Source organism: Pseudomonas sp. FW305-70 (assembly GCF_058783925.1).
Map to the genome: position 1 here is coordinate 111,383 of NZ_JBYSYZ010000015.1, position 24,452 is coordinate 135,834.

Here is a 24,452-nt window from a genome sequence, read left to right on the forward strand (position 1 = left end):
CTCGCTCCTATAGACGGCCGTGAAGTGCCGCGTCGAAAATCTTTGCCACGCCGTCCCGGGTCAAAGGCAGCGGGTTGCCACCGGCCGAGGGGTCGACAATCGCCATGTCCGCGATCAGGTCGGCCTGCCGGTCATCCACGCCCAGTTCAACCAGGGTATGGGGCACGCCGATGTCCTTGCGCAGCTTGAGGACGAAGGCCAGGAAACTGTCGAACCCCGGCGAGGGCAGGCGCAGGTACGCCGCCAGGCGGGTGATGCGCTCCTCGATGGCCGTGCGATTGAATTGCAGGACATAGGGCATGAAGGTGGCGTTGGTCATGCCGTGATGGGTGTCGTACAGCGCACCCACCGGATGGGAGAGCGCATGCATCCCGCCCAGGCCTTTCTGGAATGCCGTGGCGCCCATGGCCGCCGCCGCGAGCATTTGCGCGCGCGCCTCAAGGTCCGACGGCGTGTGTACCGCTTTCACCAGGGCGTTGGCCACCAGGCGCATGCCTTCCACTGCAATGCCATCGGCCAGGGGATGAAAACCGGGGGCGCAGTACGCTTCCAGGCAATGCGATAACGCGTCCATGCCCGTGCCGGCGGTGACCTTGGCGGGCATGCCGACGGTGAGGGCCGGGTCGCTGATGACCACCCGTGGCATCATTTTCGGGTGGAAGATGATGCGTTTGGTGTGGGTGCGCTCGTCGATGATCACCGCCGCACGACCGACTTCCGAACCGGTCCCCGCCGTGGTCGGCACGGCAATGACCGGGGCGATGCGGCTGTCGTCGGCGCGGGTCCAGTAGTCGCCGATGTCTTCGAAGTCCCAGACCGGGCGGGTCTGGCCGCTCATGAAGGCAATCAGCTTGCCCATATCCAGGCCACTGCCGCCGCCGAAGGCGATCACACCGTCATGTTTGCCGGCGCGCCAGGCGTCGAGCCCGCCGGCCAGGTTGGCCTCGACCGGGTTGGGCTTGAGGTCACAGAACAACGCCACACCCAGGCCGGCGGCGCGTAATGCGTCGAGTGCCGCCGTGGTGATCGGTGCGCGCGCCAGGCCGCTGTCGGTGACCAGTAAGGGGCGCTCGATCCCCTGGCTGCGACAGACGTCGGCCAGTTCGGCGATGCGCCCGACGCCGAACCGAACGCTCGTGGGGTAGTTCCAGTTTCCTGTCAGGTTCATGGTCTACACCTCGTGACGCAGATGAAAGGATTTGGCCCGGGTCAGGTGCTCATAGCCCAGTGGCGACAGGGTGACGCCGCGCCCGCTGTTCTTCACGCCGGTCCAGGCCAGCGCCGGGTCCAGGTAATCGCAGCGGTTCATGAACAGCGTGCCGGTGGCGATCTGGTTGCCCAGGCGTTCGGCCGCTGCGAGGTCCCGGGTCCAGATGGAAGCGCTGAGCCCGAACTCACTGTCGTTCATCAAGGCAATGGCCTCGTCATCGCTGGCCACCGGCATGATGCCGACCACCGGACCAAAGCTTTCGTCGCGCATGACCGACATTTGATGGCTGACATCGACCAGGACCTGCGGCGCGAGGTAGGCACTGCCCGGCACGTCGGTGGGAAAGGCCTGTGGATCGATCAGCGCCGTCGCGCCCTGGGCGAGCGCTTCGGCAATCTGGCCACGAACGAAAAACGCGGCACCCGGTGTCACCATCGGACCGAGGGTGGTGGCTTCGTCCAGCGGGTTGCCCAGCACGTACTGGCGGGTCAGTTCGGCGAAGCGCTCGACAAACATCGGGAAGATTTTCTGGTCGACATAGATGCGTTCCACGGCGCAGCAACTCTGCCCGGAATTGAAGAAACTGCCGTCCACCAGGTTTTCCACCGCATGCTCGAGGTTGGCGTCAGCCCGCACGTAGGCCGGATCCTTGCCACCGAGCTCCAGGCCCACGCCGATGAAGCGTCCCGTGGCGGCGCTTTCCATGGCCTTGCCGGCATCGACTGAACCGGTGAAGTTGACCTGCTGTACCCGGCCCGAATCAATGATTGCGGCGGTCTGCCGATGATCGAGCAGCAGGTTGTGGAACAGGCCGTCCGGCAGATGGGCGCGGCGCATGGCCTCGGCGAAACGTTCGCCCACCAGCAGGGTTTGCGACGCATGCTTGAGGATCACGCTGTTGCCGGCCATCAACGCCGGGATGATCGTGTTCACCGCCGTCAAATAGGGGTAGTTCCACGGCGCGACCACCAGCACCGTGCCCAGCGGCTCGCGCTTGATGTAGCGCCGAAAACCCGCCACAGGCTCCGGCTCTATATCGGCCAGCGCTTGCGGCGCGATGGCGATCATGTGCCGGGCGCGTTCGGCAAAACCGCGCAGTTCACCGGCGCCATAGCGCACCGGGCGACCCATCTGCCAGGCCAGTTCCGGCACGATGTCCGCTTGCATCGACAACATCGCGTCCACTGCGGCGCTGCACAATGCTGCGCGTTCGCTCAGTGATCGGCGTTGCCATGCCGCCTGTGCGCTGGCCGCGGCGGTCAGCGCCTGCTCGACCTGCGTTGCATCGGCCATCTCTCGTTCGACGTACACCCGGCCATCGACCGGGGAGATCAATTGCACCTTCGCAGTCATGATGTTCTCAATAGCGCTCGAAGCCGCGCTGCAGTTCCCAGTCGGTGATTCGCCGGTCGTACTCTTTTTGTTCCCACTCGGCGGTGTGCACGTAATGGTCGACCACCTCATCGCCGAACGCCTCGCGCAACATGGCGGAGGCCTTGAGGGCGGCGCTCGCATCGCGCAGGGTCTTGGACACTTCCGGCAACTGCTCGTCCTGGTAGGCATCCCCTTCGAATGGCGGCACGAGATCGAGCTTTTCGTCGATGCCAGCCAGGCCCGCCGCGATCAACGCGGCGAACGCCAGATAGGGGTTGAGGTCGGCGCCGCCGATGCGGCATTCGATGCGGATGGACTTGCTGCCTTCGGCACACAAACGGAAGCCGGCGGTGCGATTGTCGCGGCTCCACACCGCCCGTGTCGGCGCAAAGGTGCCGGCCTGGAAGCGCTTGTAGGAGTTGATATAGGGCGCGAGAAAACAGGTGATGTCGTTGGCGTACTTGAGCTGCCCGGCGACCCAGGCACGCATCAGTTTCGACATGCCGAACTCGGCTTTCGCGTCGAAGAACAGCGGCTTCTTCGCGTTCTTGTCCCACAGCGAATTATGGATGTGACTGCTGGAACCGGCGGCGTCGTAGCGCCACTTGGCCATGAAGGTGATCGCCTTGCCCTGCAACTGCGCGATCTCTTTGCAGGCGTGCTTGATGATGACGTGGTGGTCGGCCATGGTCATGGCATCGGCGTAGCGGATGTTGATCTCTTCCTGGCCCGGCCCCCATTCGCCCTTGGAGTTTTCCACGGGTATGCCCGAGGCCTGCAGATGCTTGCGAATCGCCCGCAGCACCGGTTCTTCGCGGGTGGTCTGGAGGATGTTGTAGTCCTCGATGTAATGGCCGGCGGTTTTCGGTTTGTGGTAGTTGCGCTTGTGGATCGTCTCGTAGCTCTCATCGAACAGATAGAACTCGAGCTCCGAGGCAAACATGCCGGTATAGCCGCGCTCGCGCAGGCGCTCGACCTGCTTTTTCAGAATCGCCCGCGGGCTGTGGGGCAGGTCCTGGCGATGGTGATGATCGAGCACGTCGCACAGCACCAGCGCCGTGCATTCCAGCCAGGGCACGCGCCGCAGGGTGGACATGTCGGGCTTGAGCACGAAATCGCCGTAGCCCTTACTCCAGCTGGCCGCGGCGTAACCCGGCACCGGCTCCATGTCAATGTCGTCGGCCAACAGGTAGTTGCAGCAATGGGTTTCTTCGTGGCCGCTGTCGATGAAAAACTCGACCTGGAAACGCTTGCCGACCAGGCGTCCCTGCATGTCGACCATGCAGACCAGCACGGTGTCGATTTCGCCGGCGGCAGCGGCGCGTTTGAGTGCATCAAAGCTGAGGAGGGGCTCGGTCATCACGGCAATCCTGCGTGAAAGGTTTTGGCCAGTCTGAGATCGCTGTTGCAGACGCTCTCCAGAAACACCCAAAACCTGCAGAACCGAGCATCATGAGCAACGAGTTGCTCAAAGCTTAGCCTACCGTAGCAATGTGCAACTATTGTAGGCGCGAGCTTGCTCGCGATGGTCGTTAACGATGACGCGGGTTTTCTGATTAAACGCGTTGTCTTCACGTCCATCGCGAGCAAGCTCGCTCCTACAGGGGGTGTCGCGTTTACTCCGGCAATCCCGCCAGGCGCAATCCATCGACGAAGCGGGCGAAATCCTCAGGCCGTTGAATGGGCAGCCAGTCCTTGAGGGCGCACAGGCGCAAAGAAGGATCCAGCGCTAGCAGGCGTTGCATCGCCAGCTTCGCTTTGTCCATTCGACCACCGAGCGCGTGACTGGCTGCCACCAGTGCCGCGGCGACCAGCAGGCTGGGCAGGTTGCCCAGTGCCTTGTCCGCCCAGGCCGCAGCGGCATCGAAGTCCCCGGCGAAGAAATGCGCGAGCGCCATGCCGACCTGCATCCTGAACATTTCCGGGTCCAGCGGGCTCAAGCGAACGGCATGGTTCAAATGCTCGATGGCCGCGTCCGTTTCACCGCGCAGCGCCCGCAGGATACCGCCGAGAAACCAGGCGGGGGCGAGGTTGGGATTGAGCAGGCGCGCCCGGTCGAGCAGTGCAATGCCGCCGTCGACTTCGCCGGCGAGGTGGGCCAGCGCATGTCCGCCCCGGGTCAATGCGACGGCATCATCGCGACCGAGGGTCACCGCCTGCCGCGCCAGCCGTATGCCCTCGGCGATTTCTGCAGGCCGATCGCTCATCCAGCCATTGAGCTTGCGCCAGAAGTGGCACCAGGCGGCCATGCCATAGGCCGAGGCAAATTCCCCATCGAGCTCGATGGCCTGGTAGAACATCGGCAGCGCCTGCTCGATGGCTTCCCGGCTGCCGCTGTGCAGTTTTGCCATGGCCCGCAGGTAGTAGTCGTAGGCGTCCAGGCTATCCGTCGGCTTGCGCTTGGCGCGTTCGATTTCTGCCCGCTCCAGTTGCGGCGCGATCGCGCCCACGACGCTCTCGGTGATTTGGTCCTGCAGCTCGAAGATATCGTCCAGCAGGCCTTCGAAGCGCTCGGCCCAGAGGTGCGTACCGCTTGTCGCGTCGATCAGTTGCCCGGTAATGCGCAGCTTGTTCCCGCTCTTGCGCACGCTGCCTTCGAGCACGTAGCGCACGCCCAGCGCCTGGCCAACGCCTTGGGCGTCTACCGTCTGGCCCTTGTAGGTGAAGCTCGAATTGCGCGCGATGACGAACAGCCAGCGAAGTCGCGACAGGGCGGCGATGATGTCCTCCACGACGCCGTCGGCGAAGTATTCCTGCTCCGGATCACCGCTCAGGTTCTGGAAGGGCAGGACGGTGATCGAGGGCTTTTCCGGCAGGACCAGCGCAGGGGAGGGGATTGGCTTCGGGACGGCGGTCGGGCGTTCATCGACTTCGGGCTGTCGCGCTTGCCCGGTCAAGTCGCCGTTGATCTGGCCAACGAAGCGGTAGCCTTTGCGGGCGACGGTGCGTACCAGGCGCTGCTCCTCACCGGTATCGCCGATGGCCTTGCGCACGGCATTGATGTGGCTGGTGATCGTCGATTCCGAAACGATCCGGTCGCCCCACACCGCCTTGAGCAATTCGTCCTTGCTGACGACGCGGTCGGGATTGTTGACGAACAGCAGCAACAGGTCGAAAACCTGCGGTCCGACGGCCACGACTTGCCCGCGCAGGGTCAGCTCCCGGCGTTCCTGATCGAGTACGTAATCTTCAAAACTGAATGGCAAGACGGGCATCCCCAGGCAGCTGGTTGTGACTGAAAAGGATGATACGGCAGCTCGACAGCCGCTGCACCGTCAGCGGCAAGGGGGCTGGACGACCATCAGTGGCCTTGGACAAAAATCCAAGCGCTCGCCAAGGCAAACCCAAGCCCGGCGCAAGGACTTGCCCTGCCCGTGCAGGCAATCTCTCTACACCGACGCAATGGTTGCCGTCGACAAGTGGAGAACAGTCATGAAGATCGTCGTCATCGGAGGCTCGGGCCTCATCGGATCGAAACTTGTGAACACCCTTCGCGAACGCGGCCATGATGCGCTCGCCGCCAGCCCCAGCTCGGGCGTGAACAGCATCACCCGCGAAGGCCTGGCCGAAGCGATGGATGGTGCTGACGTGGTGGTCGACGTGGCGAACGCACCGTCGTGGGAGGACCAGGCCGTTCTCGATTTCTTTGAAACATCGAGCCGTAACCTGCTGGCCGCCGAAGCCGCTGCCGGGGTTCGTCATCACGTGGCCCTGTCGATTGTCGGCAGCGAACGGCTTCCCGATACCGGTTATTTCCGGGCCAAGGTCGCGCAGGAGGCCCTTATCAAGGCGTCCAGCATTCCCTACAGCATTGTGCGTGCCACGCAGTTCTCCGAGTTTGCCGGCGGCATTGTCCAGTCGTTCACCGTTGGCGATGAGATTCATGCGTCGCCGGCGCTGATCCAGCCGATTGCGTCCGACGACGTGGTAGCGGCGCTGGCCGATGTCGTGCTGGCAGCACCGCTCAATGGCACGGTTGAAGTGGGCGGCCCGGAAACCATGCCGATCGACGAACTGGCCAGGCGCTATCTGCGGGCGACCCAGGACAACCGCAAGGTCGTGCCAGATGTACATGCCCGTTACTTCGGCGCCGTGCTCGACGATCAATCGCTGGTCACCGGCAAGAACGCACGCCTGGGGGCGATTCGCTTCGACGACTGGCTGGCCCGGGCGACAGCGCAGTAACGGATCTCACCTCTCATTTCCCTATGCATCCAGGAGACATCCCATGGTTACCCGATTGCTAATGGCCGCTGTGTTCGCAGCGCTCTCTATCAGCGCCGCCTCGGCCGCCGAGCCGCCCCCCGGCAAGGTGACGGTGGTGTTCGACCGTCCCATTCCCAATATCCCCGGCAAGAGCATGAGGGGCGTAGTCGTCGAGTATGGGCCGGGTGCCGCATCACCGGCCCACACCCATCCGAAAACGGCCTTCATCTATGCAACGGTGCTGGAAGGTTCGTTTCGCATCCACGTCAAAGGCCAGCCGGAACATATCTACAAGGTCGGCGAAAACTTCGTAGAGGAGCCGGGTTCCGTGCACCTGGTCAGCGCCAACGCCAGTGACACCCAACCGGCACGCCTGTTGGCGGTGTTCGTCCTCGACACCGAGGAAAAGGTGCTCGTCACCCCGATCAAGCAGTGAGCCGATCAACCCGCTCATGAAGGCTCGACAGCCGGGCGGCAGACCCTGCCGCCCCGTGGCTGCCTGGCTCTTGGCATTGAACAGGATATGAAAAAATGAACTCGCTCCAGGACAAGGCCGCCATTGCCACCGCAACGCCGGTGGTCGTGGTGCGGCGCAGCCCGCGCAAGACCATCGGCCTGTTGCTGTGTGTCGCTGCCGTGATGGTCGTGGCGGTTTGGGGCGCCATGGCGTTTACCCGTGGCGTGACCTCGACCGACAACGCCTATGTCCGCGGCGACGTCACCTCGCTGGCCGCCAAGGTCGCCGGCTATGTCACGGCGCTCGAGGTCGAGGACAACCAGACTGTGCGCGCGGGTGATGTGCTGTTTCGTATCGATGACCGCGACTATCGCGCCAAACTTGCGCAAGCCGAGGCCAATGTCAGCGCCGCCCGGGCGAACCTGACCCATGTCGACGCGCAGATCCGGCTTCAGCATGCGCTGATCCGGCAGGCCGAAGCACAAAGACGCTCGGCCACCGCCGACATGAGCCTGGCGGCCAAGACCCACGACCGCAGCCGCAAACTGATCGTCAGCAATGCCGTGAGCCAGGCACTGGTCGATGAAACCGGCACGGCACAATCCAGAGCCGTGGCGTCGGTATCGGCCGCTTCGGCAACGGTCGAGGCCCAACAGCAACGCATCAGTGTGTTTGTCGCGCAAAGAGAGGCGGCCGTGGCAGCGGTGGCCCAGGCTGAGGCAGCCCGTGATCTCGCCCGGATCGATCTCGATCACACCGTGGTGCATGCGCCGGTGGATGGCGTGGTCGGCAATCGTCAGGTTCGCCTCGGCCGGTTCGTCACGCCGGGTGTCGCCCTGCTCGATATCGTGCCGGTCAACGATGTGTGGGTCGTGGCCAATTTCAAGGAAACCCAGCTCGAACAGATTCGCCCCGGTCAGCCCGTGCGCGTCACGGTCGATGGCTACCCCGATGCGGCACTGGCTGGGGTGGTCGACAGTTTTGCACCGGGCAGTGGCTCGGCGTTCAGCCTGCTGCCGCCCGACAATGCCACCGGGAACTTCGTACGTGTCGTACAGCGCGTTCCGGTGAAGATCCGCCTGGCTGACAATCCGCTGCCGGGGCGCATCGTGCCGGGGCTGTCCGCGCGGGTAGAGGTTGCGCAAGGGGCCGGCTCATGAGTCGCGCCAGGCCGACGACCGGCGTGCTGCTCATCGCGGGCATCGTCCTGGCCGCGTTGACCGAGGCGATCGCCAGCACCGTGCTCGCCCTCGGACGCGGCGACATCATCGGCGACATTTATGCCACACCTGACGAGTTCGCCTGGCTGGATGTCGGCTACATCGCCCTCAAGCTGATCGGGTTCATGCTCGCCCCCTGGCTGATGCAGCGGTTTTCTCCACGAAACGTGCTCATCGGCGCCACCCTGGTCATGGGCCTGGCGTGCTGCGTGGCTGCCGTCAGCGCCTGGCTGGAGCTGCTGATCGCATTGCGCATCCTGCAAGGCTTCGCTGGCGGCGCTTTGCTGGTGGCGGGCCAGGCGATCATCTTTCGCGGTTATCCGCGGGCCCTTCAGCCGATCCTGCAAGCCCTGTTCGCCATGGCGGCCGTGGTTGCGTCCGCGACCCTCGCACCGGCCCTGCAAGGGTGGTTGATCGACAGCCAGTCCTGGACCTGGATTTTCTTCAGCGTGGTGCCGCTGGCATTGGCAGCGACCGGCCTCTTGCTCATCGCCGACCACCCCGTGCCCGCCAGGGTCCGGCAACCTTCGTTTGACTGGCTCGGGTTCTCGTTGCTCGCTGCGGCTCTGTTCTGTTTCACCTACGTGCTCAGCCAGGGCAGCCGCTGGGACTGGTTCGAGGAACCGCGCATCCTGGTACTGACGGTGCTCGGTGCCGCCGCGCTGCTGGGCTTTCTCGGCCAACAGGTCCTGGCCGACGGCCAGGGGCTGCTTGACTTCAGCCTGTTCAAATCGAGCGATTTCACCTTTGCCATTATCGTCAGTTTCGTCGCCGGTGCCGCGCTGTTCGGCAGCGCCTACCTGATCCCGGCGTTCGCCCTGTCGGTACTCGCTTTCACACCGACCGATGCCGGGCTGCTTCTATTGCCCAGCGGCGGTTTTTTTGTCGGTTCGCTGCTCATCGCCGCCTGGTTGTTCCAGGTCCGCCGCGTGCCGCCGGTGGCGACCGTGCCCTTGGGCATCCTGCTGATCATGGCGGCGATGTGGATGCTGTCCGGCTCCACCAGCGAAAGCGGCAGCGATGACATGATGGTGGCCATCCTGCTGCGCGGCCTGGGCCTGGGCTTCCTGTTTCTGTCGATCACACTGATCGCCTTCACCCACCTCAACAGCCGCAACCTGGCCAGCGGCATCGGCCTGTTCAACACAGGGCGCCAGCTGGGTGGCCTGATGGGCGTCGCCGGGTTGCAGACCCTGATCGACCATCACGCAGTCACCAACGGCGTGGTCCTGGGCACCCACGTCACTGCGGGTGGGCACGCGCTCATCGAGCGGCTGACGACCACCACCGCGATGCTGGCGGGGAAGGGCATGGACCAGGTGACCGCCGGCCGGGCGGCCACCAGCCTGCTGGGCAAGGCGGTGTCAGGTCAGGCCACGGTGATTGCCTTCGACACGGCGTTCTTCGCCGTGGCCCTGCTGTTCGTCTTTGCCGCCCCCATCCTGGTCGGCATCAAGATTGGCCTGGCGCGCTATGCGAAAGCGCAGGAACAACGGACGAATTGATCACCTGCACGAAAAAGCCCGGCGGTTGAGGCCGGGCTTATCGTTGAGTCCTGCGGTAAAGCCCTGCATTCAGACAGCGCGGCTTTCGATCAGACGGTCGGAGCCACCTTCGGCAACGCGGTTTTGCAGCAGTTTGTCGGAACCGCCTTCGGCAACGCGGTTTTGCAGCAGTTTGTCGGAGCCACCTTCAGCGACGCGGTTTTGCAGCAGTTTGTCGGAGCCACCTTCAGCGACGCGGTTTTGCAGGAGCTTGTCAGAGCCGCCTTCGGCAACACGTTTTTCCAGCAGGCGATCCGAACCACCTTCGGCCACACGATTCTCGATCAGGCGATCAGAACCACCTTCAGCCACACGGCTTTCAATCAGACGATCCGAGCCGCCTTCAGCGACCACAGGTTGAGCAGACGTTGCGGCAAAAGCGTTAACTGCGAAAACCGAGAAAGCGATGCTGAGGAGGGTTTGGCGTTTCATGATGGTGTGCTCCGGGGTGCTGATGGGTGGGTATGGAGCAGATGTTACGCCGGGGATTTTTTAAGAGAACTTCATTGAATTGATGGTGACTATCGATGCGGTCAATGGATCGAACACCGCTTGTATAAACACCTCTTTTTGTGGCGAGGGAGCTTGCTCCCGCTGGGTCGCGAAGCGGCCCCAAAAAAAAGGGCTGCTGCGCAGCCCAGCGGGAGCAAGCTCCCTCGCCACAGGGTCATCGCCAGGCGATCAAGCCTCGCTGATCTGGCTGACACTGGTGATCTGCCCGTTCCACACCATCTCGTAATGCGCCGCTTGAATGATCGAGGACACGGGCCTCGGCGTCATCAACGCCCAGCAATGACTGCCCGGCATGCGCACCGAGTGATAACGCAAACCGGGACAACCGGCGTCCCGCACCGCCCGCCCCAGCACGCGGGAATGGCTGTAATCGTCCGACGCATACACCGGATCGGCCAACGGCAGGGCGGTGGCGTCCTTCATGCCGCCATCGCCAAAGGCACAGGCCAACCCGCGAAACACAAACCGCTCATAGTTCAGGCTCGGCACCTTCGACCAATATAGAGCCTGGTGATGCCGCACTTCGGCCAGCGCCGCTTCCATCGAATCCGCCAGGTACAACACCCCGAAACTGCCGTCACTGAAGCGCGACCCCGCCGGATTCACATGGGTAAACGGCGCGATGGCGTAAGAGCAACCGGCAATCCCGAACGGGATCTCGCTGCGCGTGATCAACTCAAGCTGACCCACTTCATTCTTCAACCGCGGATTGGTCAACGCCTGAATCTCGAACAGCACCTCAAACTCATCCGCGTCCGCCACGTCATCAAACAACGCAATGGGCGGAAACTTCGAATTGACCAGGCGATAAGCCTGCAACGACTGACCGGCAAACACCGCCAGCTCACTCGCCATCACCATTGCGCACCCCGCAACATGTCGATGCGGCGGAAGGTTTCATACAGCGCAATCATGTCGCCCTGGGCCATGATCTCCAACGGGCTGCGGCCATTGAAAAACTCATTGTCATTGGCCATCGAGGCAAAGCCGTACACGTTGTCCGGGTTGTCGAACACCAGGCGCAGCGTGGCGTGAATGTTCAGCACGAAGCTGATGCGCTGCATCTGGTCTGCATCCAGTGCCACCGCCCATTCCACATCGCGCTGCCGGGCGCGGGTGTAGGTGCTGCGGGAAATACGCAGGATGCGACAGGCCTGGTCGCTGCTGGCCTGCCACTTTTCCAGAATGCTCACCGCGGCGCGAAGGCCGGTGACGCATTGGTTTTTGCTGAAGGATTGGGCTTGGGCGGGGACGGCCATGTTCGTGTCCTTGTCTTGCATCTATAGATTCAAATGTAGATTTAATGAGTCTGTAGAGCAATATTTATGCGATAGGTGGGCTTGGCGTGCCAATGCATCAGTACCGCTATCTTGCTGAGGCTATTTGCTACTGAAAACGTCGATGCAAGTCTGGAAAGACATCCTGGGCAAACCAGGCGGGCAGGCCGGGGGTCACGATTCTGGATTTCGGTGTTCGGCTTTCTACCAGGCCGACTTTTACAAGCCTGGATAACTCGTCGATTGCCGGGCGCGGTGTCAGGCCGGTGAACGTCTTGATTTCATTGCGCGGCAAGCTGCCCTGGGTGATTAGCGCGATAATCGCAGGTGCACTTTCCGGACGGATACCTTGCTGTAGAAGTCTCTCGTTGTAGCGAAACGCACGTATTACACGTTCACGCAGTCGGGATGGGTCCACTGCGGCAATCATGTAGTCGACCTGGTCGTGACAAACCTGCAGCATGAACTCAATGAATTCGAAATAACGTCGCTGAGACAATTGACCCCGTCCGTCCAAATCACCCTCTCGTGCGCGGTCGGCCATGGTCAGGGCGCTGTAGTAATCCTGATGCCGTCGAGCAAGGCCGCGTGACAGTGACCAGAGGGTTGGCTCCAGCCCCAGATGTACCAACTGCAAATGAGTGATCAGGCGCGCAACCCGACCATTCCCGTCGGTAAAGGGGTGAACCCAGGCGAGCCGATGGTGGTAGGCAAGCGAAGAAATCAGCTGGCGGCGAGGGTCCGTCTGCCGGCCAAACCCTGACTGCAGGTGTCGCAGCATCGCCTCGACAACTGAAGCGTGCGGCGCATCATGATTGCCGACGACCACGTTTTGACCCGTGACCGACCGAAAAATACCGGGCTGCATGATTGAGCCATCTGACAGCGTACGTTCTGCGTCACTGGCGCCGCGAAAAAGCCGGTTATGCGCAGCGCTCACGAACTCGGGTGCGAACATGTCGCCCCAGGTAAAGGGGCCTCGCTGGCGCAACGTCCGCTCAAACAAGGCTTGCACCGCCATTTGTTCAACCGCCAGGCTTTTGAGCCGCTTGCGATCTTTGACCGGCGCCGTTTGTGCTTTCTGCATATCGGCAGGCTCGGTGTATTGCCCTTCGATCAGGTTCGAGTAGTACGTATTGGTGATTTGCAGGAGACGGCCGAGTCGTGCGGCGGTTTCAGGCGGTAGTCGCCCGGCTAGAAACTGGGTTTTTCTGGGCAACGCATCGGCAAGATCAATGATCGATGGGGGCAGTGACTCCGGGAGAACCGGATCCAGCCAGGATTTCGATGTGATTAAGGACATGGTAGTTCGTTTCGTCGGAGTTATCTTCACATTTTATTTCACATGGTAGATCGTTTAACAAGCCTTATTTTGTTGGGGTTTGTGTGGGTTTTTGAAATTTTTTAATTAATATGTCTTCACATTTTTTTTCACAATTTTTTATAAGAAAACTCTGGCGCCACGGCTCCATCACTGATGAAACGTGCGCCCCAACGCATCCAGCCGAGTCGCAATAGGCGGCAAGCGCCGACTGCTCGACGCCAGCGTCTGCACATCATCCGCCGTGTTCTGCGCGATGCTCTGCACCGACTGCAAGCGCCCGACAATCTCGACACTCGCCGTGGATTGTTCGCGGGTCGTCGTGAAAATTCGCCCGTTGAGCTCATCGATCTGCGAGATGTCGCTGCCGACCGCCTGCAACATTGCCGCCGCCAACTGACTGTCCTCGACGCAGCGCTCCACACCTTCGCGACTGTCCTGCATGGCCTCCACGGCTTTGCGGCTGCCTTGCTGCAAGGCCTCGATAATGGTCCTGATTTCCTTGGTGGACACCGCCGTGCGCTGCGCCAGGCTGCGCACTTCATCGGCCACCACCGCAAAGCCGCGACCTTGCTCGCCGGCACGCGCCGCTTCAATCGCCGCGTTGAGCGCCAGCAAATTGGTCTGCTCGGCAATGCTGCTGATCACCTCCAGCACCGTACCGATCTGCTGCGCCTGCCCGGCCAGCACCTGCACGGTCTGGTTGGTGCCGTCCAGGCGCGAAGCCAGCTGGGTGATTTCCTGCCGGGCACGGTTCACGCTTTCCTGCCCGCGGGTGATCTGCACACTGGCCTGGCCGGCATGTGCAACGGCATGCTCGACCTGCACCACGATGTGCTCCATCGCATCGCCCATGCGCTGCATCGACCCGGTCATCTGCGCGATTTCCGTCAACTGATGTTTGGCGCCTTTCTCCAGCGTGTTGCTGGCCTTGGCCAACTCCTGGCCCAACTGACCCAAGCCGTTGGAGTCACGCACCACCCCGTCCACCAGCGCGGTGATTTGCATCAGGAACTGATCGAACCGTTGCGCCAGCGACACATGCACCCGCGCCTTGTCACCCTGACCGGGATCGGTTGTCAGCTGTGAAGCAGCGGCGAGCATCTTGTCCAGCATGTCCTGGCTCTCCACCGCATCGGCCTGGCTGTGCATCGCCAGATAGAGCAGCGCGACCGTCTCCATCAGCACATAAAAGGCGTGAACGAACACCATCGCCCAGCCACCGTGATGCGCCATCACGAACACTGGAAACCCCTGATGCTGCAACACATGAAACACCACGTGATGCAGCGCAATCGTCACCGCCGCCACCAGAATCGGCAGCCAGTCCCGATAAAACGTGAGCACCGCCAACAACGCAAAAATCCCGAAGTGCGACTCAATGACCCCCTCGGCCTGATTGATGTGCAACGCCGCCATCACCATCAAGCCTGTGCCGAGCAAACAGCGCATCAACCGAGAACCGCCGATGGCGCGATACACCAGCGTCAACAACACACTGGTACCGCCACCCACCAACAGCGCCTGCTTGAAGGTGTCGTGCCAGAACGCCAGGCCCACCGCGAAGGCGAACATCAACCAGATCAGGCCCAGCATGATGCGGTCGGCTTTGCGGTAGTGGTCGAGGAAACGAGGGGGGAAGGGCATGTACGCTGACTCCATGTAATCGAACCGGGAAGAAGCTGGGGTTGGACTGATACCGGAAGACAAGCCTTTTATCGCTTTAACCATCGAGGCAAATCGGTTGCCGCCATGGTCGAGGTGTTGATAAAACGTGGTGAGTGTAGCCGTTTGCCATCATTCTTGGGCGGGTTGGAGGGGCAGGGGCGAACAATGTCAGATTTAGAGGCAAGGAATGCTGAATTGGCGGGGTAGTGGCTCGCATGCAGGGGCGCGCTGAAGCCTTTGGCGACGCCGATATCGGCTTATGCAGTCACTCGTCACGAGCAGCGATCGGCTGTGGATTCAACCGCTCGATACATTCAGAAAGTGGCGATTTTTCCTGGCCCGAACACCCCGCACAATCACACCCTGTATTGGGGGATATTCCCCGTCATCGGGGCTTGTATCCTGGCTTCTCATACGCCTGCTTGAAGCCGGCGGACAGGCGGGCATGGCGTAGATCCATTAGCCTCACCCTGTCACTTTTGGCGAGAGATTTGCATCGTTCTCATCCCGGCGCGACATCTGACATTTCGCCAGCCGGGCCAGGAGCAGTGGCTCGTTGCCCACGTATTGCCATGCGGCTCCTGGGAACCCGTCAGAGGTGTTTGCGATGAAACTAGATACCGGAAGGTTCAAACCTGGTGCATTGTCCAAAACCAGGCTGGCGCTGAGTATCTCTGCTGCCGCGATCATGTTCGGGCTGGGCCTGTCCCAGACCCATGCAGCCCCCCTCGACAACACCGATCCACCGCCTCCTACCGACCCATCGGCGTTCACCAATCCGCCCGCCGACCCCGATGCCGCATTGCGAGACTTGCTCAAGCTGCCTCCCGCCAACGTCGGCGCCTTCGACTTACCCAATGGGGTGGTCGGTAACCGCAAGACCCCCTTGGTCGACAATGTGCTGCCGCCCAATCTGCAACCGAGCTTCAATATCCCCACTAACGGTAATGCCAGCCCGGTGTTCGGGGTTCAACCGTTCACACAGAAGCTGGAGCTTTTCGAGGAGTTCGGCTCGAACAAACTGAACGCGGCCGACCCGCCATCACCCGTTCCGTTTCCGGTTCCGACGCTGGGCCCCGCACCGGCGCAAGATCCCTTGAAGGTGGCGCGTAGCGGCCCGTCGCCGGCTGCGCTGGATGCCTTTCTCAGGCAGCCGGCATTGACGCCCTTCCCGACAGAGTTCTCCAATGTGCTGGACCGCAACCCCTGGAGGGCGCAGATCGAGCTTTTCCTCAATCGCCGGGTCGATTCGCCCGCAGAAGGCCGGCCACCGGGAAAAGGCTGGTCGCACCAGCGTTTCAATGAGTTTTTCCCGCGCGACGCCTTCAAGACGGTGCAAGCCGGCGCGCACGTCAACAGCGGCTTGCGTGATCATATGCAGCGGCATAACTACGCCGTGGGGGAATTCGCGCCAGGCGGGCTCTATCACAACACCAACGGCAACCCGGCCAACGAGGGCACAACCAAGGGCATTCAGGTGCAGTTTCACCCCAACTTCCCTGTCCAGGACCATAATGCGTTGTGGACATTCGACGGCACCTTCCCGCCCAAACTGCTTCAAGTACGCTATGGCCAGGCGATGCTGATGCGGCATTACGATGCCTTGCCGATTGACCCGTCGGCCAACCGGGGCTTTGGCCTGCACACCATCAGCACCCATGAGCATAACGGCCACTCGCCCGCGGAAAGCGACGGTTTTGCCAACGCGTTCTTCTTCCCGGGCCAGTACTACGACTATCGCTGGCCGATCCAGTTGGCCGGTTACGACAGCATTAATACCAGCGCTCAGGATCCGCGTGCGGCGTTCCCGTGCGATCCCGGTGAAAAGCTTTTCGTCAACGACGCCACCCCCGGCTTCAAGACCTGCGACCACGGCACCATCAAGATCCGTGGCGACTGGCGCGAAACCATGAGCAGCCACTGGTTCCACGACCACATGCTCGATTTCACCGCGCAGAACGTCTACAAGGGCAATGCGACGATGATGAACTACTACAGCGCCGTGGATCGTGGCAACGAGTCGGTCGAAGACGGGGTCAACCTGCGCTTGCCCAGCGGTTCGGGCCTGGGGTGGGGGAACCGCGACTATGACGTCAACTTGACGATCGCCGACAAGGCCTGGGACCAGACCGGCCAGTTGTGGTTCAACCCCTTCAACACCGATGGTTTTCTCGGTGACCAGGTGCTGACCAACTGGGAGTACAAGCCCTTCCTGGACGTACGTGCCCGCCGCTACCGTTTCCGCATTCTCAACGGATCGGTTTCTCGCTACTTCAAGCTGGCGGTGGTGCGTCAGGTCAATGGTAATGGTGGCGAGTTTCCTGGCCCGAGAAACTCCGGGGTTTCCTATAACCGGGTGCCGTTCCACATGATTGCCAACGACGGCAATATCATGGAACACGCGGTTCCGTTCGATGGCAGCCTGGACCTCGATGGCGACGGCGACAGACAGGACCACAATGCCATTCTGCCGATACAAGGCATTTCCGAACGCTATGACATCGTCATCGACTTCGCGAAAAACGGCGTCAAGCCGGGCGACAAGATATTCTTCGTCAACATCGAGGAGCATGAAAACGGCAAGCGTCCCGAACGTGACATCCCATTGGCGGAAGTGCTGTCCGGGAAGTACCTGCCCGTTGTCAGGCAAACCAGCCACGGGCCACAGTGGATCAACGGTGACCCGGGCGTGGGCCTGTTCATGCAACTGAACGTGCGGCCTTACACCGGCCAGGACGTCAGCATGAACCCGGTCGACTTCGAGCCCGCCAAGCCTGGCAAGCCCGAGGGCAGGTTCATGATCCCTTTGCCCTTGCACCGTGACGACCCTGCCGATATCGCCCGGCTTGCCCGGGCGCGGCACCGCACCTTTATCTTTGGCCGCTCCGACGGCACGGATTTCAAGCCCTGGACGATCAAGACCGATGGCGGCGAAGGCTTCAACATGGACCCGCGGCGGATTTCAGCCGCGCCACAACTGGCCACTGGCCCGACACCGGCGGGGTTCAAGGGGGAGGGCACGCTGGAAGTCTGGAAGATCCAGAACGGCGGCAATGGCTGGAGTCACCCGGTGCATGTGCATTTCGAGGAAGGGATCATTCTCACCCGAGGAGGCAAACCACCACCAGAATGGGAAAAAGGCGCGCGCAAGGACATCTACAATGTAGGCTCCCATCCGGAGAGCCTCGACAATGTCGAAATGGCCTTACGCATCCGTGAGTTTGCCGGTACCTACATGGAGCACTGCCACAATACGCAGCATGAGGACACGGCGATGCTGCTGCGCTGGGACTCTGAGCACCCTGGCCAGTTCCAGTTGATGCCCACACCATTGCCCAGCTGGGACGGCGTGAAATTCGTGGCCTCGGTGGCGTTACCGACATTCCGTACGGGGGATGGCGTCGGGCCACAGGTCAACAATGACCAGGAGGATAACAGTGGCAGTGGCAGTGGCAGTGGCAGCGGCAGTGGAAGTGGAAGTGGAAGTGGAAGTGGAAGTGGCAGCGGCAGTGTTAGCGGGGGCAAAGGCTAGCATCGTCCATCAAGCCACTTTTCCTGTCGGACAAAAAACGGGCGCCTTCTGCGCCCGTTTTCATTCACTCCGCAGCCTGCGCCCGCAACCGCCGACCAATCACATTCATCAAGTCACAACCATCGCGCAATGGAATGACCAGCAGCTTGGAAAAGTCCGCCAGCACCACCGTGTCGCAACCAATTTCGGCTCGGTAGGCGATGTTTTCCAGCACCTGCGTAACCGTTCGAATCCGGTAATCGGCCATGGCTTGCAGGACGTCGAGTGGGGCTTGGGTGTCGATGAGCAGGGAGGCCGGAACCAGGTCGATTCCGGTTAAAGGCATGTATCGATTCATTGTGAAGATCTCTGTTTGATTGGCTCAAGGCCGTCACTCAGTCGTCGCCAAACGAATGGGTGGCAGCTGTGCGCAGGTTGGCGAACCGGCACAGAGAAAACCGGCAGACCCGAAGGTCTCCCGCGCACAGCCGCCATAACAGCGGCTTTGCGGGTGCGATGATACCTGCAATAAAGCGGATAGCCTTCGCATTCTCTGAGGTCAGGTCGCCAAACCCGAATCGCCATTAGGGCGACGGCGCCGACTATAAGCCGCACGAGATCAGCGCGGGAAGGTGAGGCATTCCGAGCTTTGTGTAGGACCTTTGAGGATGAAACTTCAGACCTTTCACCTCAGTTCGCTGGAAATCCAGACACAGACCTGAGATGGTCATCGCCCCTTGGTTTCAGCCACCCACGCTATCCTTAATCATCGCTCCCGCCGTCGAGATGGATCTTCGCCCATGCAAACCCCCAACCCCCAACGCCCCCTCTGGAAAACCTACCTGTTTTTCCTCGCCCCGATGGTGCTGTCGAACTTCCTGCAATCCATGTCCGGCACGGTCAACAGCATCTACATCGGCCAGATGCTCGGCACCCAGGCGTTGGCGGCGGTCTCGGGGATGTTCCCCATCGTGTTTTTCTTCATCGCCCTGGTGATCGGCCTCGGCGCTGGCGCGGGGGTGTTGATCGGGCAGGCGTGGGGGGCGCGGGAGACGCATCTGGTGAAGGCGATTGCCGGGGCAACCTTGTTGTTGGGGGTGTTGATCGGGTTGACGGCGGCGGTGGTGGGCAGTGTGTTTGCGCGGTCGGCGTTGGTCGGGTTGGGGACGCCGGCGGATGTGCTGGACGATGCGGTGGCGTATGCCCATGTGATGTTGTGGATCATGCCGTCGCTGTTGGTGTTTGTGCTGTTCACGCAGTTGCTGCGCGGGGTGAGCGATACCTTGTCGCCGTTGTTGGCGCTGGTGGTGTCGACCATGGTCGGGTTGGCGCTGACGCCGGCGTTGATTCGCGGGTGGTTGGGTTTTGCACCGATGGGGATTCAGAGTGCGGCGTTTGCCGGGTTGGTGGGTAACCTGGTGGCGATGGGGTTGCTGGCGTGGCGGCTGATTGGCAAGGGCCATCCGCTGGCGCCGGACCGTGAGTTTTTTGCGGCGATGAAGCTGGACATGGCGATTCTCGGCAAGGTGCTGCGCATCGGTTTGCCCACCGGGTTGCAGATGGTGGTGTTGTCGCTGTCGGAGCTGGTGATTCTGGCGCTGGTGAACCAGCACGGTTCCCAGGCGACGGCGGCCTATGGCGCGGTGACGCAGATCGTCAATTACGTGCAGTTCCCGGCGTTGTCGATTGCGATTACCGCGTCGATCCTCGGGGCGCAGGCGATTGGGGCCGGGCGCATCGAGCGCATGGGGCCGATTCTGCGCACGGGGTTGATGATCAACGTGTGCCTGACCGGTGGTCTGGTGGTGCTCGGGTACTTGCTGTCGCATTGGCTGCTGGCCTCGTTCCTCACGGAAGAAGCGACGCGGAGCATGGCCCAGCACCTGTTGCACATCATGCTCTGGAGCCTGTTGGTGTTCGGCTTCCAGGCGATCATCGGCGGCATCATGCGCGCCAGCGGCACGGTGATGGTGCCGGTGGCGATTTCCATTGTCTGCGTGGTGGGGGTTCAGTTGCCGGCGGCCTATCTGCTGGATGCGAAGTTCGGGCTGCAGGGGGTGTGGATGGCGTTTCCGGTGGCGTATCTGGGGATGCTGGTGTTGCAGACGCTGTATTACAAATTGGTGTGGCAGCATCAGAAGATTGAGCGGTTGGTGTAGGCGGGACGAAGAGAGCGGATAATGCTCTGCACCGAAACCTGTGGCGAGCGAGCTTGCTCGCGCTTGAGTGCGTAGCACTCACAAAATTCGGTCATCGTTATCGGTTTTTGGGGCTGCTGCGCAGCCCAGCGGGAGCAAGCTCCCTCGCCACAAAAGCCCTTGCCACAAAAGGCAGGTTTGGCTGAAGTTCGCAGGCGCAATCGCCTGGGGAGGTTTTCACATGAGCCCCTTGTCCCATTCCATCCTGCAAGACCGGCCAGCGGCCGGGCGGCGTTTGATCGAGCCGCTGCTGCCTTACGCCAATCGTTCCGATGTCATCGTCCTGGCCTTGCCCCGTGGCGGCGTGCCGGTGGCTTATGAGGTGGCCACGGCGCTGAAGGTTCGCCTGGACTTGATGCTGGTGCGCAAGCTCGGCGTGCCGTCCCATCAGGAGTACGCCATGGGGGCGATTGCCAGCGGTGGCATCCAGATTCGTAATGAAGAGGCGCTGCGGGTGCATCCGATTGCCAAGGCCGCATTCGACGCCGTGGTCGAACGGGAAAGCCGCGAGTTGCTGCGCCGCGAGCAGGTCTACCGTGGCACGCGGCCGCCGGTGCAACTCAAGGATCAGGTGGCGATCCTGATCGACGACGGCCTGGCCACCGGCGCTTCGATGCGGGCGGCGATCCAGGCGCTGCGGGTGCAGGAACCTGCGCGCATCGTGGTGGCGGTGCCAGTGGCACCGATCGAGACGGTGGAGGCGCTGCGCAGCGAGGTGGATGAACTGGTCTGCCCGCTGATGCCGGAGTGGTTCACTTCGATTGGCCATTGGTACATGGACTTTTCCCAGACTTGCGATGCCGAGGTGATCGAGCTGTTGCGGCGGGCGTGGCAACGCGAGGCGTGCGGGTAGCGCTGACGGTCATCGGCAGGTGGTCGCAATTCAACGGGTGAGGTGGAATAAACGCCGGTTGTTTGCTTTAGTCCATCTGGTGCCGGCCTTTGTGTGCGGCATGTCAACTCAAGACGGGAGTCCTCCCGGAGAGTGCCATGAACCTTCGATCCGCGCGTTGCATCGCTCTGGCCGGCACGTTGGTGTTCGGCCCGGTGCTGTTCGCTGAAGCCGTGGAATACAAGGAGGTCAACGCCAAGGCCAGCACCTTGAGTTTCACCTATCAGCAGATGGGGTCGAGAACCTACGGCACCTTCGGCAAGTTCAAGGCCAATCTCGACTTCGACACCGATAACCCGGGCGCCGCCCATGCCGCACTGACCATCGACCTGAGCAGCATCGATGCCGGCAGCGACGACGCCAACACCGAGCTGCAAAAACCGGCGTGGTTCGACACCGCGACTTATCCGGTGGCGACGTTCGAATCGACGTCCGTCAAGGCCCTCGGCAATAACCGTTACACCATTACCGGCAAACTGTCCCTGCGCGGGCTCACTCGGGAAGTGAGTGTGCCGGTGCAGCTGAGGTCGGAGAGCTCCATCGGCATCTTCGAAGGCCAACTGGTGCTCAAGCGTAACGACTTCAAGATAGGCGAGGGCGAGTGGGCGGACAGTATGGTGTCCAACGTGATCAATATCCGCTTTCGGATGGTGGCGCCGCAGCGGTGACTGGAGCTGCCATAGATAATTTTCCAGCCATTGACGTGACCATGCTGACGGGAGAAATGGAGAGGTTTTTCTGATCGACCGAGGGGCCGCCTTCGCGAGCAAGCCCGCTCCCACAGGGGATCTTCAGGGAGCACAGAAATTATGCTCGACGCAGGTCCCCTGTGGGAGCGGGCTTGCTCGCGAAGGCGTTGTAACAGTCAATACAAAGGCTCTCGGTCCCACCGCACGATCCGCAAAAAAAAGCGCCCGGTCCACATGGCATGGACCGGGCGCCGATCAATCCACTCTAGTGCACTGGCACCGTCACGGTTTTGCCGAAGGCCGACTTGATGGTCGCTGTCGGGTTGGGCGACGGGCCGCTGCCGACGGTCGTCACCGCTATATTCCAGCGCGCGCCTGTAGCCGTAGGCGTCAGGGTGGCGGCGCCGAGGTTCACCGTGCCGGTTGTGGTCGTGGCCGTCGCCGTGATGCTATTGCCCGTGCCACGGGAGGTGGTGCCGGACAGCACCCAATACCAGCGGCTGTTACTGCGGGCGGTGACGGTGGCGCTGGTGACGATCAGGTTCTCGACGACCGCTGCCGAGACCGCCACGGACACCGTTGCCGGTGCCGACTCCGCGCCCTTGGCATCGGCGGCCTTATAGGTAAAGGTCGCGGTGAACGGCGCGGGGACCGTGGCCGGTGGTGTGTAGATCACGCGCACGCCATCGGTGGTGACCGTGCCCTTGCCGGAGTCCGGTTGCTCCAGGCCCACCACTTTGAGCGGCACATTGCCGTCAGGGTCGCTGTCATTGGCCAACACGTTGATGGTCACCGGTTGGCCGGTGTTGCTGATGGCGCTGTCGGGGTTGGCGACAGGTTTCTGGTTGTCGAGGTCTTCGACACGTTCATCGCCAGTGCGGAAAGTCGGCAGCGCGGCGGAGTTGACATAGGTGACGCCGTCCCAGCCAGGCAGGGGCGTTGGCATCAACTGGAACTGGCCGGGGTGCTCGACATCCCAACGCATCAGCATGGACGTGTCCTCGTGCTGGGTGTTGTGGCAGTGCTCCATGTAGGTCCCGGCGAATTCACGGAAGCGGATCGCAATGTCCACGTCCACCGAGCTGTCGATGCCCTCGCCGATGCGATAGACGTCCTTGCGTGCCCATTTTTCCCATTCCGGCGGTGCCTTGCCGTCGCGGCTCAGGACGATGCCTTCTTCGAAATGCACGTGCACCGGGTGGCTCCAGCCGTTGCCGCCGTTCCTGATTTTCCACACTTCCAGGGTGCCATCGCCGGAGAACCCGGCAGAGGTCGGACCGGTGGCCAATTGCGGAGCGGCGCTGATGATCCGAGGATCCATTTGGTAGCCGAAACCACCGTCGGTCTTGATGGTCCAGGGCTCTTCGTCGGTGCCGTCGGAGCGACCGAAGATGAACTCGCGATGCCGCGCCGCCTTGAGCTTGGCTTGCACCGTCGGGTCGTCACGGTTAAGGGTCAACGGGATCATGACCTTACCCACCGGTTTGCCCGGTTTGGCGGGTTCGTAGTCGGCAGGGTTCATGCTCACGTCCTGGCCAGCGTAAGGCTGCACCACCATCTGCAGGAACTTGCCCACCACCGGGTCGCCGCCGTCCCATTCCAGCCCTTTGCTGCCCAGCTTGAGCACCGCCTTGTACCTGCCGGACAGGACATCGGCCAGGCTCAGCGGCACAGGTTCCGGCCCCTTGCCGTTCTGGTGCTCCATCAGGTTGACGAAGTACAGCTTGTCGCCAACGCTAATCCCGTTTTTCGCGAAGTTGACGATGATGTCGTAACGTTCGGCGATGCCCTGGGCGGGCAGGATCGCGTTGTGGTCCTGGACATCGCCGTCAGCGTCCAGATCCATGCTGCCGTCGAACGGTACGGCGTGCTCCATGAGGTTGCCGTCATTGGCGATCATGTGGAAGGGCACGCGGGTGTAAGACAGGCCGGAACCTGTCGGGCCAGGGAATTCACCACCGGTACCGACGATTTCACGCACCAGCGCGATCCTGAGGAAGCGTGACACCGAGCCATTGAGGATGCGGAAGCGATAGCTGCGTGCCCGCACTTTCAGACGCGGCTGGTACTGCCAGTTGACCAAGAGTTGGTCGCCGAGAAAACCATCGGTGTTGAACGGGTTGAACCACAACTGGCCATTGGCATCCCAGGCCTTGTCGGCCAGCACCAGGTTGACGTCGTAGTCACGGTTGCCCCAGGGCAACGCCGAACCGCTGGGCAGGCGCAGGTTGACACCGTCTTCCAGCGCTTCGTTGCCACGGTCCATGGCACTGTAATAGTTCATCATCACCGCGTTGCCCTTGTAGACGTTCTGCGCGGTGAAATCGAGCATGTGGTCGTGGAACCAGTGGGTGCTCATGGTTTCGCGCCAG

Annotated in this window: 19 protein-coding genes; 8 read left to right on the forward strand and 11 right to left on the reverse strand. The window is 61.8% G+C overall.

All coding sequences use genetic code 11. From position 1 onward, the window contains the following. Nucleotides 1-7: 7 nt before the first annotated feature. The 4 genes from AC3WN7_RS14275 to AC3WN7_RS14290 all read right to left on the reverse strand — a co-directional run bounded on the left by AC3WN7_RS14275 (nt 8) and on the right by AC3WN7_RS14290 (nt 5,790). Complete coding sequence (locus AC3WN7_RS14275) at nt 8-1,168, reverse strand: iron-containing alcohol dehydrogenase (RefSeq protein ID WP_102673960.1); 1,161 nt, start codon at nt 1,166-1,168, stop codon at nt 8-10. 3 nt (nt 1,169-1,171) lie between these two features. After that, on the reverse strand, nt 1,172-2,563 hold the full coding sequence (locus AC3WN7_RS14280; protein WP_102673959.1) for an aldehyde dehydrogenase family protein: 1,392 nt from the start codon (nt 2,561-2,563) through the stop codon (nt 1,172-1,174). Nucleotides 2,564-2,570: 7 nt separating this feature from the next. After that, the gene (locus tag AC3WN7_RS14285) at nt 2,571-3,944 is read right to left on the reverse strand and encodes a glutamine synthetase family protein (RefSeq protein WP_102673958.1); all 1,374 of its coding nucleotides are present in this window, start codon (nt 3,942-3,944) and stop codon (nt 2,571-2,573) included. A 256-nt stretch (nt 3,945-4,200) separates the two neighbouring features. Continuing rightward, complete coding sequence (locus AC3WN7_RS14290) at nt 4,201-5,790, reverse strand: winged helix-turn-helix domain-containing tetratricopeptide repeat protein (RefSeq protein ID WP_102674011.1); 1,590 nt, start codon at nt 5,788-5,790, stop codon at nt 4,201-4,203. 226 nt (nt 5,791-6,016) lie between these two features. Between AC3WN7_RS14290 and AC3WN7_RS14295 the strand changes: the two genes are divergently transcribed. The 4 genes from AC3WN7_RS14295 to AC3WN7_RS14310 all read left to right on the forward strand — a co-directional run bounded on the left by AC3WN7_RS14295 (nt 6,017) and on the right by AC3WN7_RS14310 (nt 9,972). Continuing rightward, entirely contained in the window at nt 6,017-6,769 is a 753-nt protein-coding gene (locus tag AC3WN7_RS14295; protein ID WP_102673957.1) for an SDR family oxidoreductase, read from the forward strand. A gap of 43 nt (nt 6,770-6,812) precedes the next feature. Then, nucleotides 6,813-7,226, forward strand: a complete 414-nt coding sequence (locus tag AC3WN7_RS14300) for a cupin domain-containing protein (protein ID WP_095966436.1) — start codon at nt 6,813-6,815, stop codon at nt 7,224-7,226. A 95-nt stretch (nt 7,227-7,321) separates the two neighbouring features. Beyond that, nucleotides 7,322-8,407 (forward strand): HlyD family secretion protein, encoded by a 1,086-nt coding sequence (locus AC3WN7_RS14305; protein ID WP_095966435.1) that lies wholly within the window; start codon nt 7,322-7,324, stop codon nt 8,405-8,407. Beyond that, nucleotides 8,404-9,972, forward strand: coding sequence for a DHA2 family efflux MFS transporter permease subunit (locus AC3WN7_RS14310; RefSeq protein ID WP_102673956.1), 1,569 nt, complete (start codon nt 8,404-8,406; stop codon nt 9,970-9,972). The genes AC3WN7_RS14305 and AC3WN7_RS14310 overlap by 4 nt, the downstream gene beginning before the upstream one ends. A 69-nt stretch (nt 9,973-10,041) precedes the next feature. Here AC3WN7_RS14310 and AC3WN7_RS14315 read toward each other — a convergent pair whose 3' ends face one another. The 5 genes from AC3WN7_RS14315 to AC3WN7_RS14335 all read right to left on the reverse strand — a co-directional run bounded on the left by AC3WN7_RS14315 (nt 10,042) and on the right by AC3WN7_RS14335 (nt 14,769). After that, nucleotides 10,042-10,443 (reverse strand): hypothetical protein, encoded by a 402-nt coding sequence (locus AC3WN7_RS14315; protein ID WP_007996958.1) that lies wholly within the window; start codon nt 10,441-10,443, stop codon nt 10,042-10,044. A 249-nt stretch (nt 10,444-10,692) separates the two neighbouring features. Further along, complete coding sequence (locus tag AC3WN7_RS14320; protein ID WP_095966433.1) at nt 10,693-11,385, reverse strand: RES family NAD+ phosphorylase; 693 nt, start codon at nt 11,383-11,385, stop codon at nt 10,693-10,695. Continuing rightward, entirely contained in the window at nt 11,379-11,783 is a 405-nt protein-coding gene (locus AC3WN7_RS14325) for an antitoxin Xre-like helix-turn-helix domain-containing protein (protein WP_102674010.1), read from the reverse strand. The genes AC3WN7_RS14320 and AC3WN7_RS14325 overlap by 7 nt, the downstream gene beginning before the upstream one ends. Nucleotides 11,784-11,910: 127 nt before the next feature. Next, nucleotides 11,911-13,104, reverse strand: a complete 1,194-nt coding sequence (locus AC3WN7_RS14330; protein ID WP_102673955.1) for a Fic family protein — start codon at nt 13,102-13,104, stop codon at nt 11,911-11,913. 168 nt (nt 13,105-13,272) lie between these two features. Beyond that, nucleotides 13,273-14,769 (reverse strand): methyl-accepting chemotaxis protein, encoded by a 1,497-nt coding sequence (locus tag AC3WN7_RS14335; RefSeq protein ID WP_102673954.1) that lies wholly within the window; start codon nt 14,767-14,769, stop codon nt 13,273-13,275. A gap of 628 nt (nt 14,770-15,397) precedes the next feature. Here AC3WN7_RS14335 and AC3WN7_RS14340 point away from each other — a divergent pair. Next, nucleotides 15,398-18,322, forward strand: a complete 2,925-nt coding sequence (locus AC3WN7_RS14340) for a multicopper oxidase domain-containing protein (RefSeq protein WP_102673953.1) — start codon at nt 15,398-15,400, stop codon at nt 18,320-18,322. 64 nt (nt 18,323-18,386) lie between these two features. Here the strand turns inward: AC3WN7_RS14340 and AC3WN7_RS14345 are convergent, their stop codons facing one another. Then, nucleotides 18,387-18,659, reverse strand: a complete 273-nt coding sequence (locus AC3WN7_RS14345) for a hypothetical protein (protein WP_102673952.1) — start codon at nt 18,657-18,659, stop codon at nt 18,387-18,389. A 442-nt stretch (nt 18,660-19,101) separates the two neighbouring features. Between AC3WN7_RS14345 and AC3WN7_RS14350 the strand changes: the two genes are divergently transcribed. The 3 genes from AC3WN7_RS14350 to AC3WN7_RS14360 all read left to right on the forward strand — a co-directional run bounded on the left by AC3WN7_RS14350 (nt 19,102) and on the right by AC3WN7_RS14360 (nt 22,059). Continuing rightward, nucleotides 19,102-20,460: an MATE family efflux transporter gene (locus AC3WN7_RS14350; protein ID WP_102673951.1), complete on the forward strand. Its 1,359-nt coding sequence runs from the start codon at nt 19,102-19,104 to the stop codon at nt 20,458-20,460. A 220-nt stretch (nt 20,461-20,680) separates the two neighbouring features. After that, nucleotides 20,681-21,352 carry a phosphoribosyltransferase gene (locus tag AC3WN7_RS14355; RefSeq protein WP_095968014.1) on the forward strand — a complete coding sequence of 224 codons (672 nt, stop codon included), beginning with the start codon at nt 20,681-20,683 and terminating at the stop codon, nt 21,350-21,352. Nucleotides 21,353-21,489: 137 nt separating this feature from the next. Continuing rightward, nucleotides 21,490-22,059 carry a YceI family protein gene (locus AC3WN7_RS14360; RefSeq protein ID WP_102673950.1) on the forward strand — a complete coding sequence of 190 codons (570 nt, stop codon included), beginning with the start codon at nt 21,490-21,492 and terminating at the stop codon, nt 22,057-22,059. 286 nt (nt 22,060-22,345) lie between these two features. On the opposite strand, the gene AC3WN7_RS14365 is transcribed toward AC3WN7_RS14360, so the two are convergent. After that, nucleotides 22,346-24,452: Ig-like domain-containing protein (locus AC3WN7_RS14365; RefSeq protein WP_158247830.1), on the reverse strand; the 2,107-nt coding region annotated here is incomplete at its 5' end.

Coding starts and splice junctions, on each gene's coding strand:
- AC3WN7_RS14275 (WP_102673960.1), bottom strand. CDS start 1,168: ATGAACCTGACAGGAAACTGGAACTACCCCACGAGCGTTCGGTTCGGC.
- AC3WN7_RS14280 (WP_102673959.1), bottom strand. CDS start 2,563: ATGACTGCGAAGGTGCAATTGATCTCCCCGGTCGATGGCCGGGTGTAC.
- AC3WN7_RS14285 (WP_102673958.1), bottom strand. CDS start 3,944: ATGACCGAGCCCCTCCTCAGCTTTGATGCACTCAAACGCGCCGCTGCC.
- AC3WN7_RS14295 (WP_102673957.1), top strand. CDS start 6,017: ATGAAGATCGTCGTCATCGGAGGCTCGGGCCTCATCGGATCGAAACTT.
- AC3WN7_RS14300 (WP_095966436.1), top strand. CDS start 6,813: ATGGTTACCCGATTGCTAATGGCCGCTGTGTTCGCAGCGCTCTCTATC.
- AC3WN7_RS14305 (WP_095966435.1), top strand. CDS start 7,322: ATGAACTCGCTCCAGGACAAGGCCGCCATTGCCACCGCAACGCCGGTG.
- AC3WN7_RS14310 (WP_102673956.1), top strand. CDS start 8,404: ATGAGTCGCGCCAGGCCGACGACCGGCGTGCTGCTCATCGCGGGCATC.
- AC3WN7_RS14315 (WP_007996958.1), bottom strand. CDS start 10,443: ATGAAACGCCAAACCCTCCTCAGCATCGCTTTCTCGGTTTTCGCAGTT.
- AC3WN7_RS14320 (WP_095966433.1), bottom strand. CDS start 11,385: ATGGTGATGGCGAGTGAGCTGGCGGTGTTTGCCGGTCAGTCGTTGCAG.
- AC3WN7_RS14325 (WP_102674010.1), bottom strand. CDS start 11,783: ATGGCCGTCCCCGCCCAAGCCCAATCCTTCAGCAAAAACCAATGCGTC.
- AC3WN7_RS14330 (WP_102673955.1), bottom strand. CDS start 13,104: ATGTCCTTAATCACATCGAAATCCTGGCTGGATCCGGTTCTCCCGGAG.
- AC3WN7_RS14335 (WP_102673954.1), bottom strand. CDS start 14,769: ATGCCCTTCCCCCCTCGTTTCCTCGACCACTACCGCAAAGCCGACCGC.
- AC3WN7_RS14340 (WP_102673953.1), top strand. CDS start 15,398: ATGAAACTAGATACCGGAAGGTTCAAACCTGGTGCATTGTCCAAAACC.
- AC3WN7_RS14345 (WP_102673952.1), bottom strand. CDS start 18,659: ATGAATCGATACATGCCTTTAACCGGAATCGACCTGGTTCCGGCCTCC.
- AC3WN7_RS14350 (WP_102673951.1), top strand. CDS start 19,102: ATGCAAACCCCCAACCCCCAACGCCCCCTCTGGAAAACCTACCTGTTT.
- AC3WN7_RS14355 (WP_095968014.1), top strand. CDS start 20,681: ATGAGCCCCTTGTCCCATTCCATCCTGCAAGACCGGCCAGCGGCCGGG.
- AC3WN7_RS14360 (WP_102673950.1), top strand. CDS start 21,490: ATGAACCTTCGATCCGCGCGTTGCATCGCTCTGGCCGGCACGTTGGTG.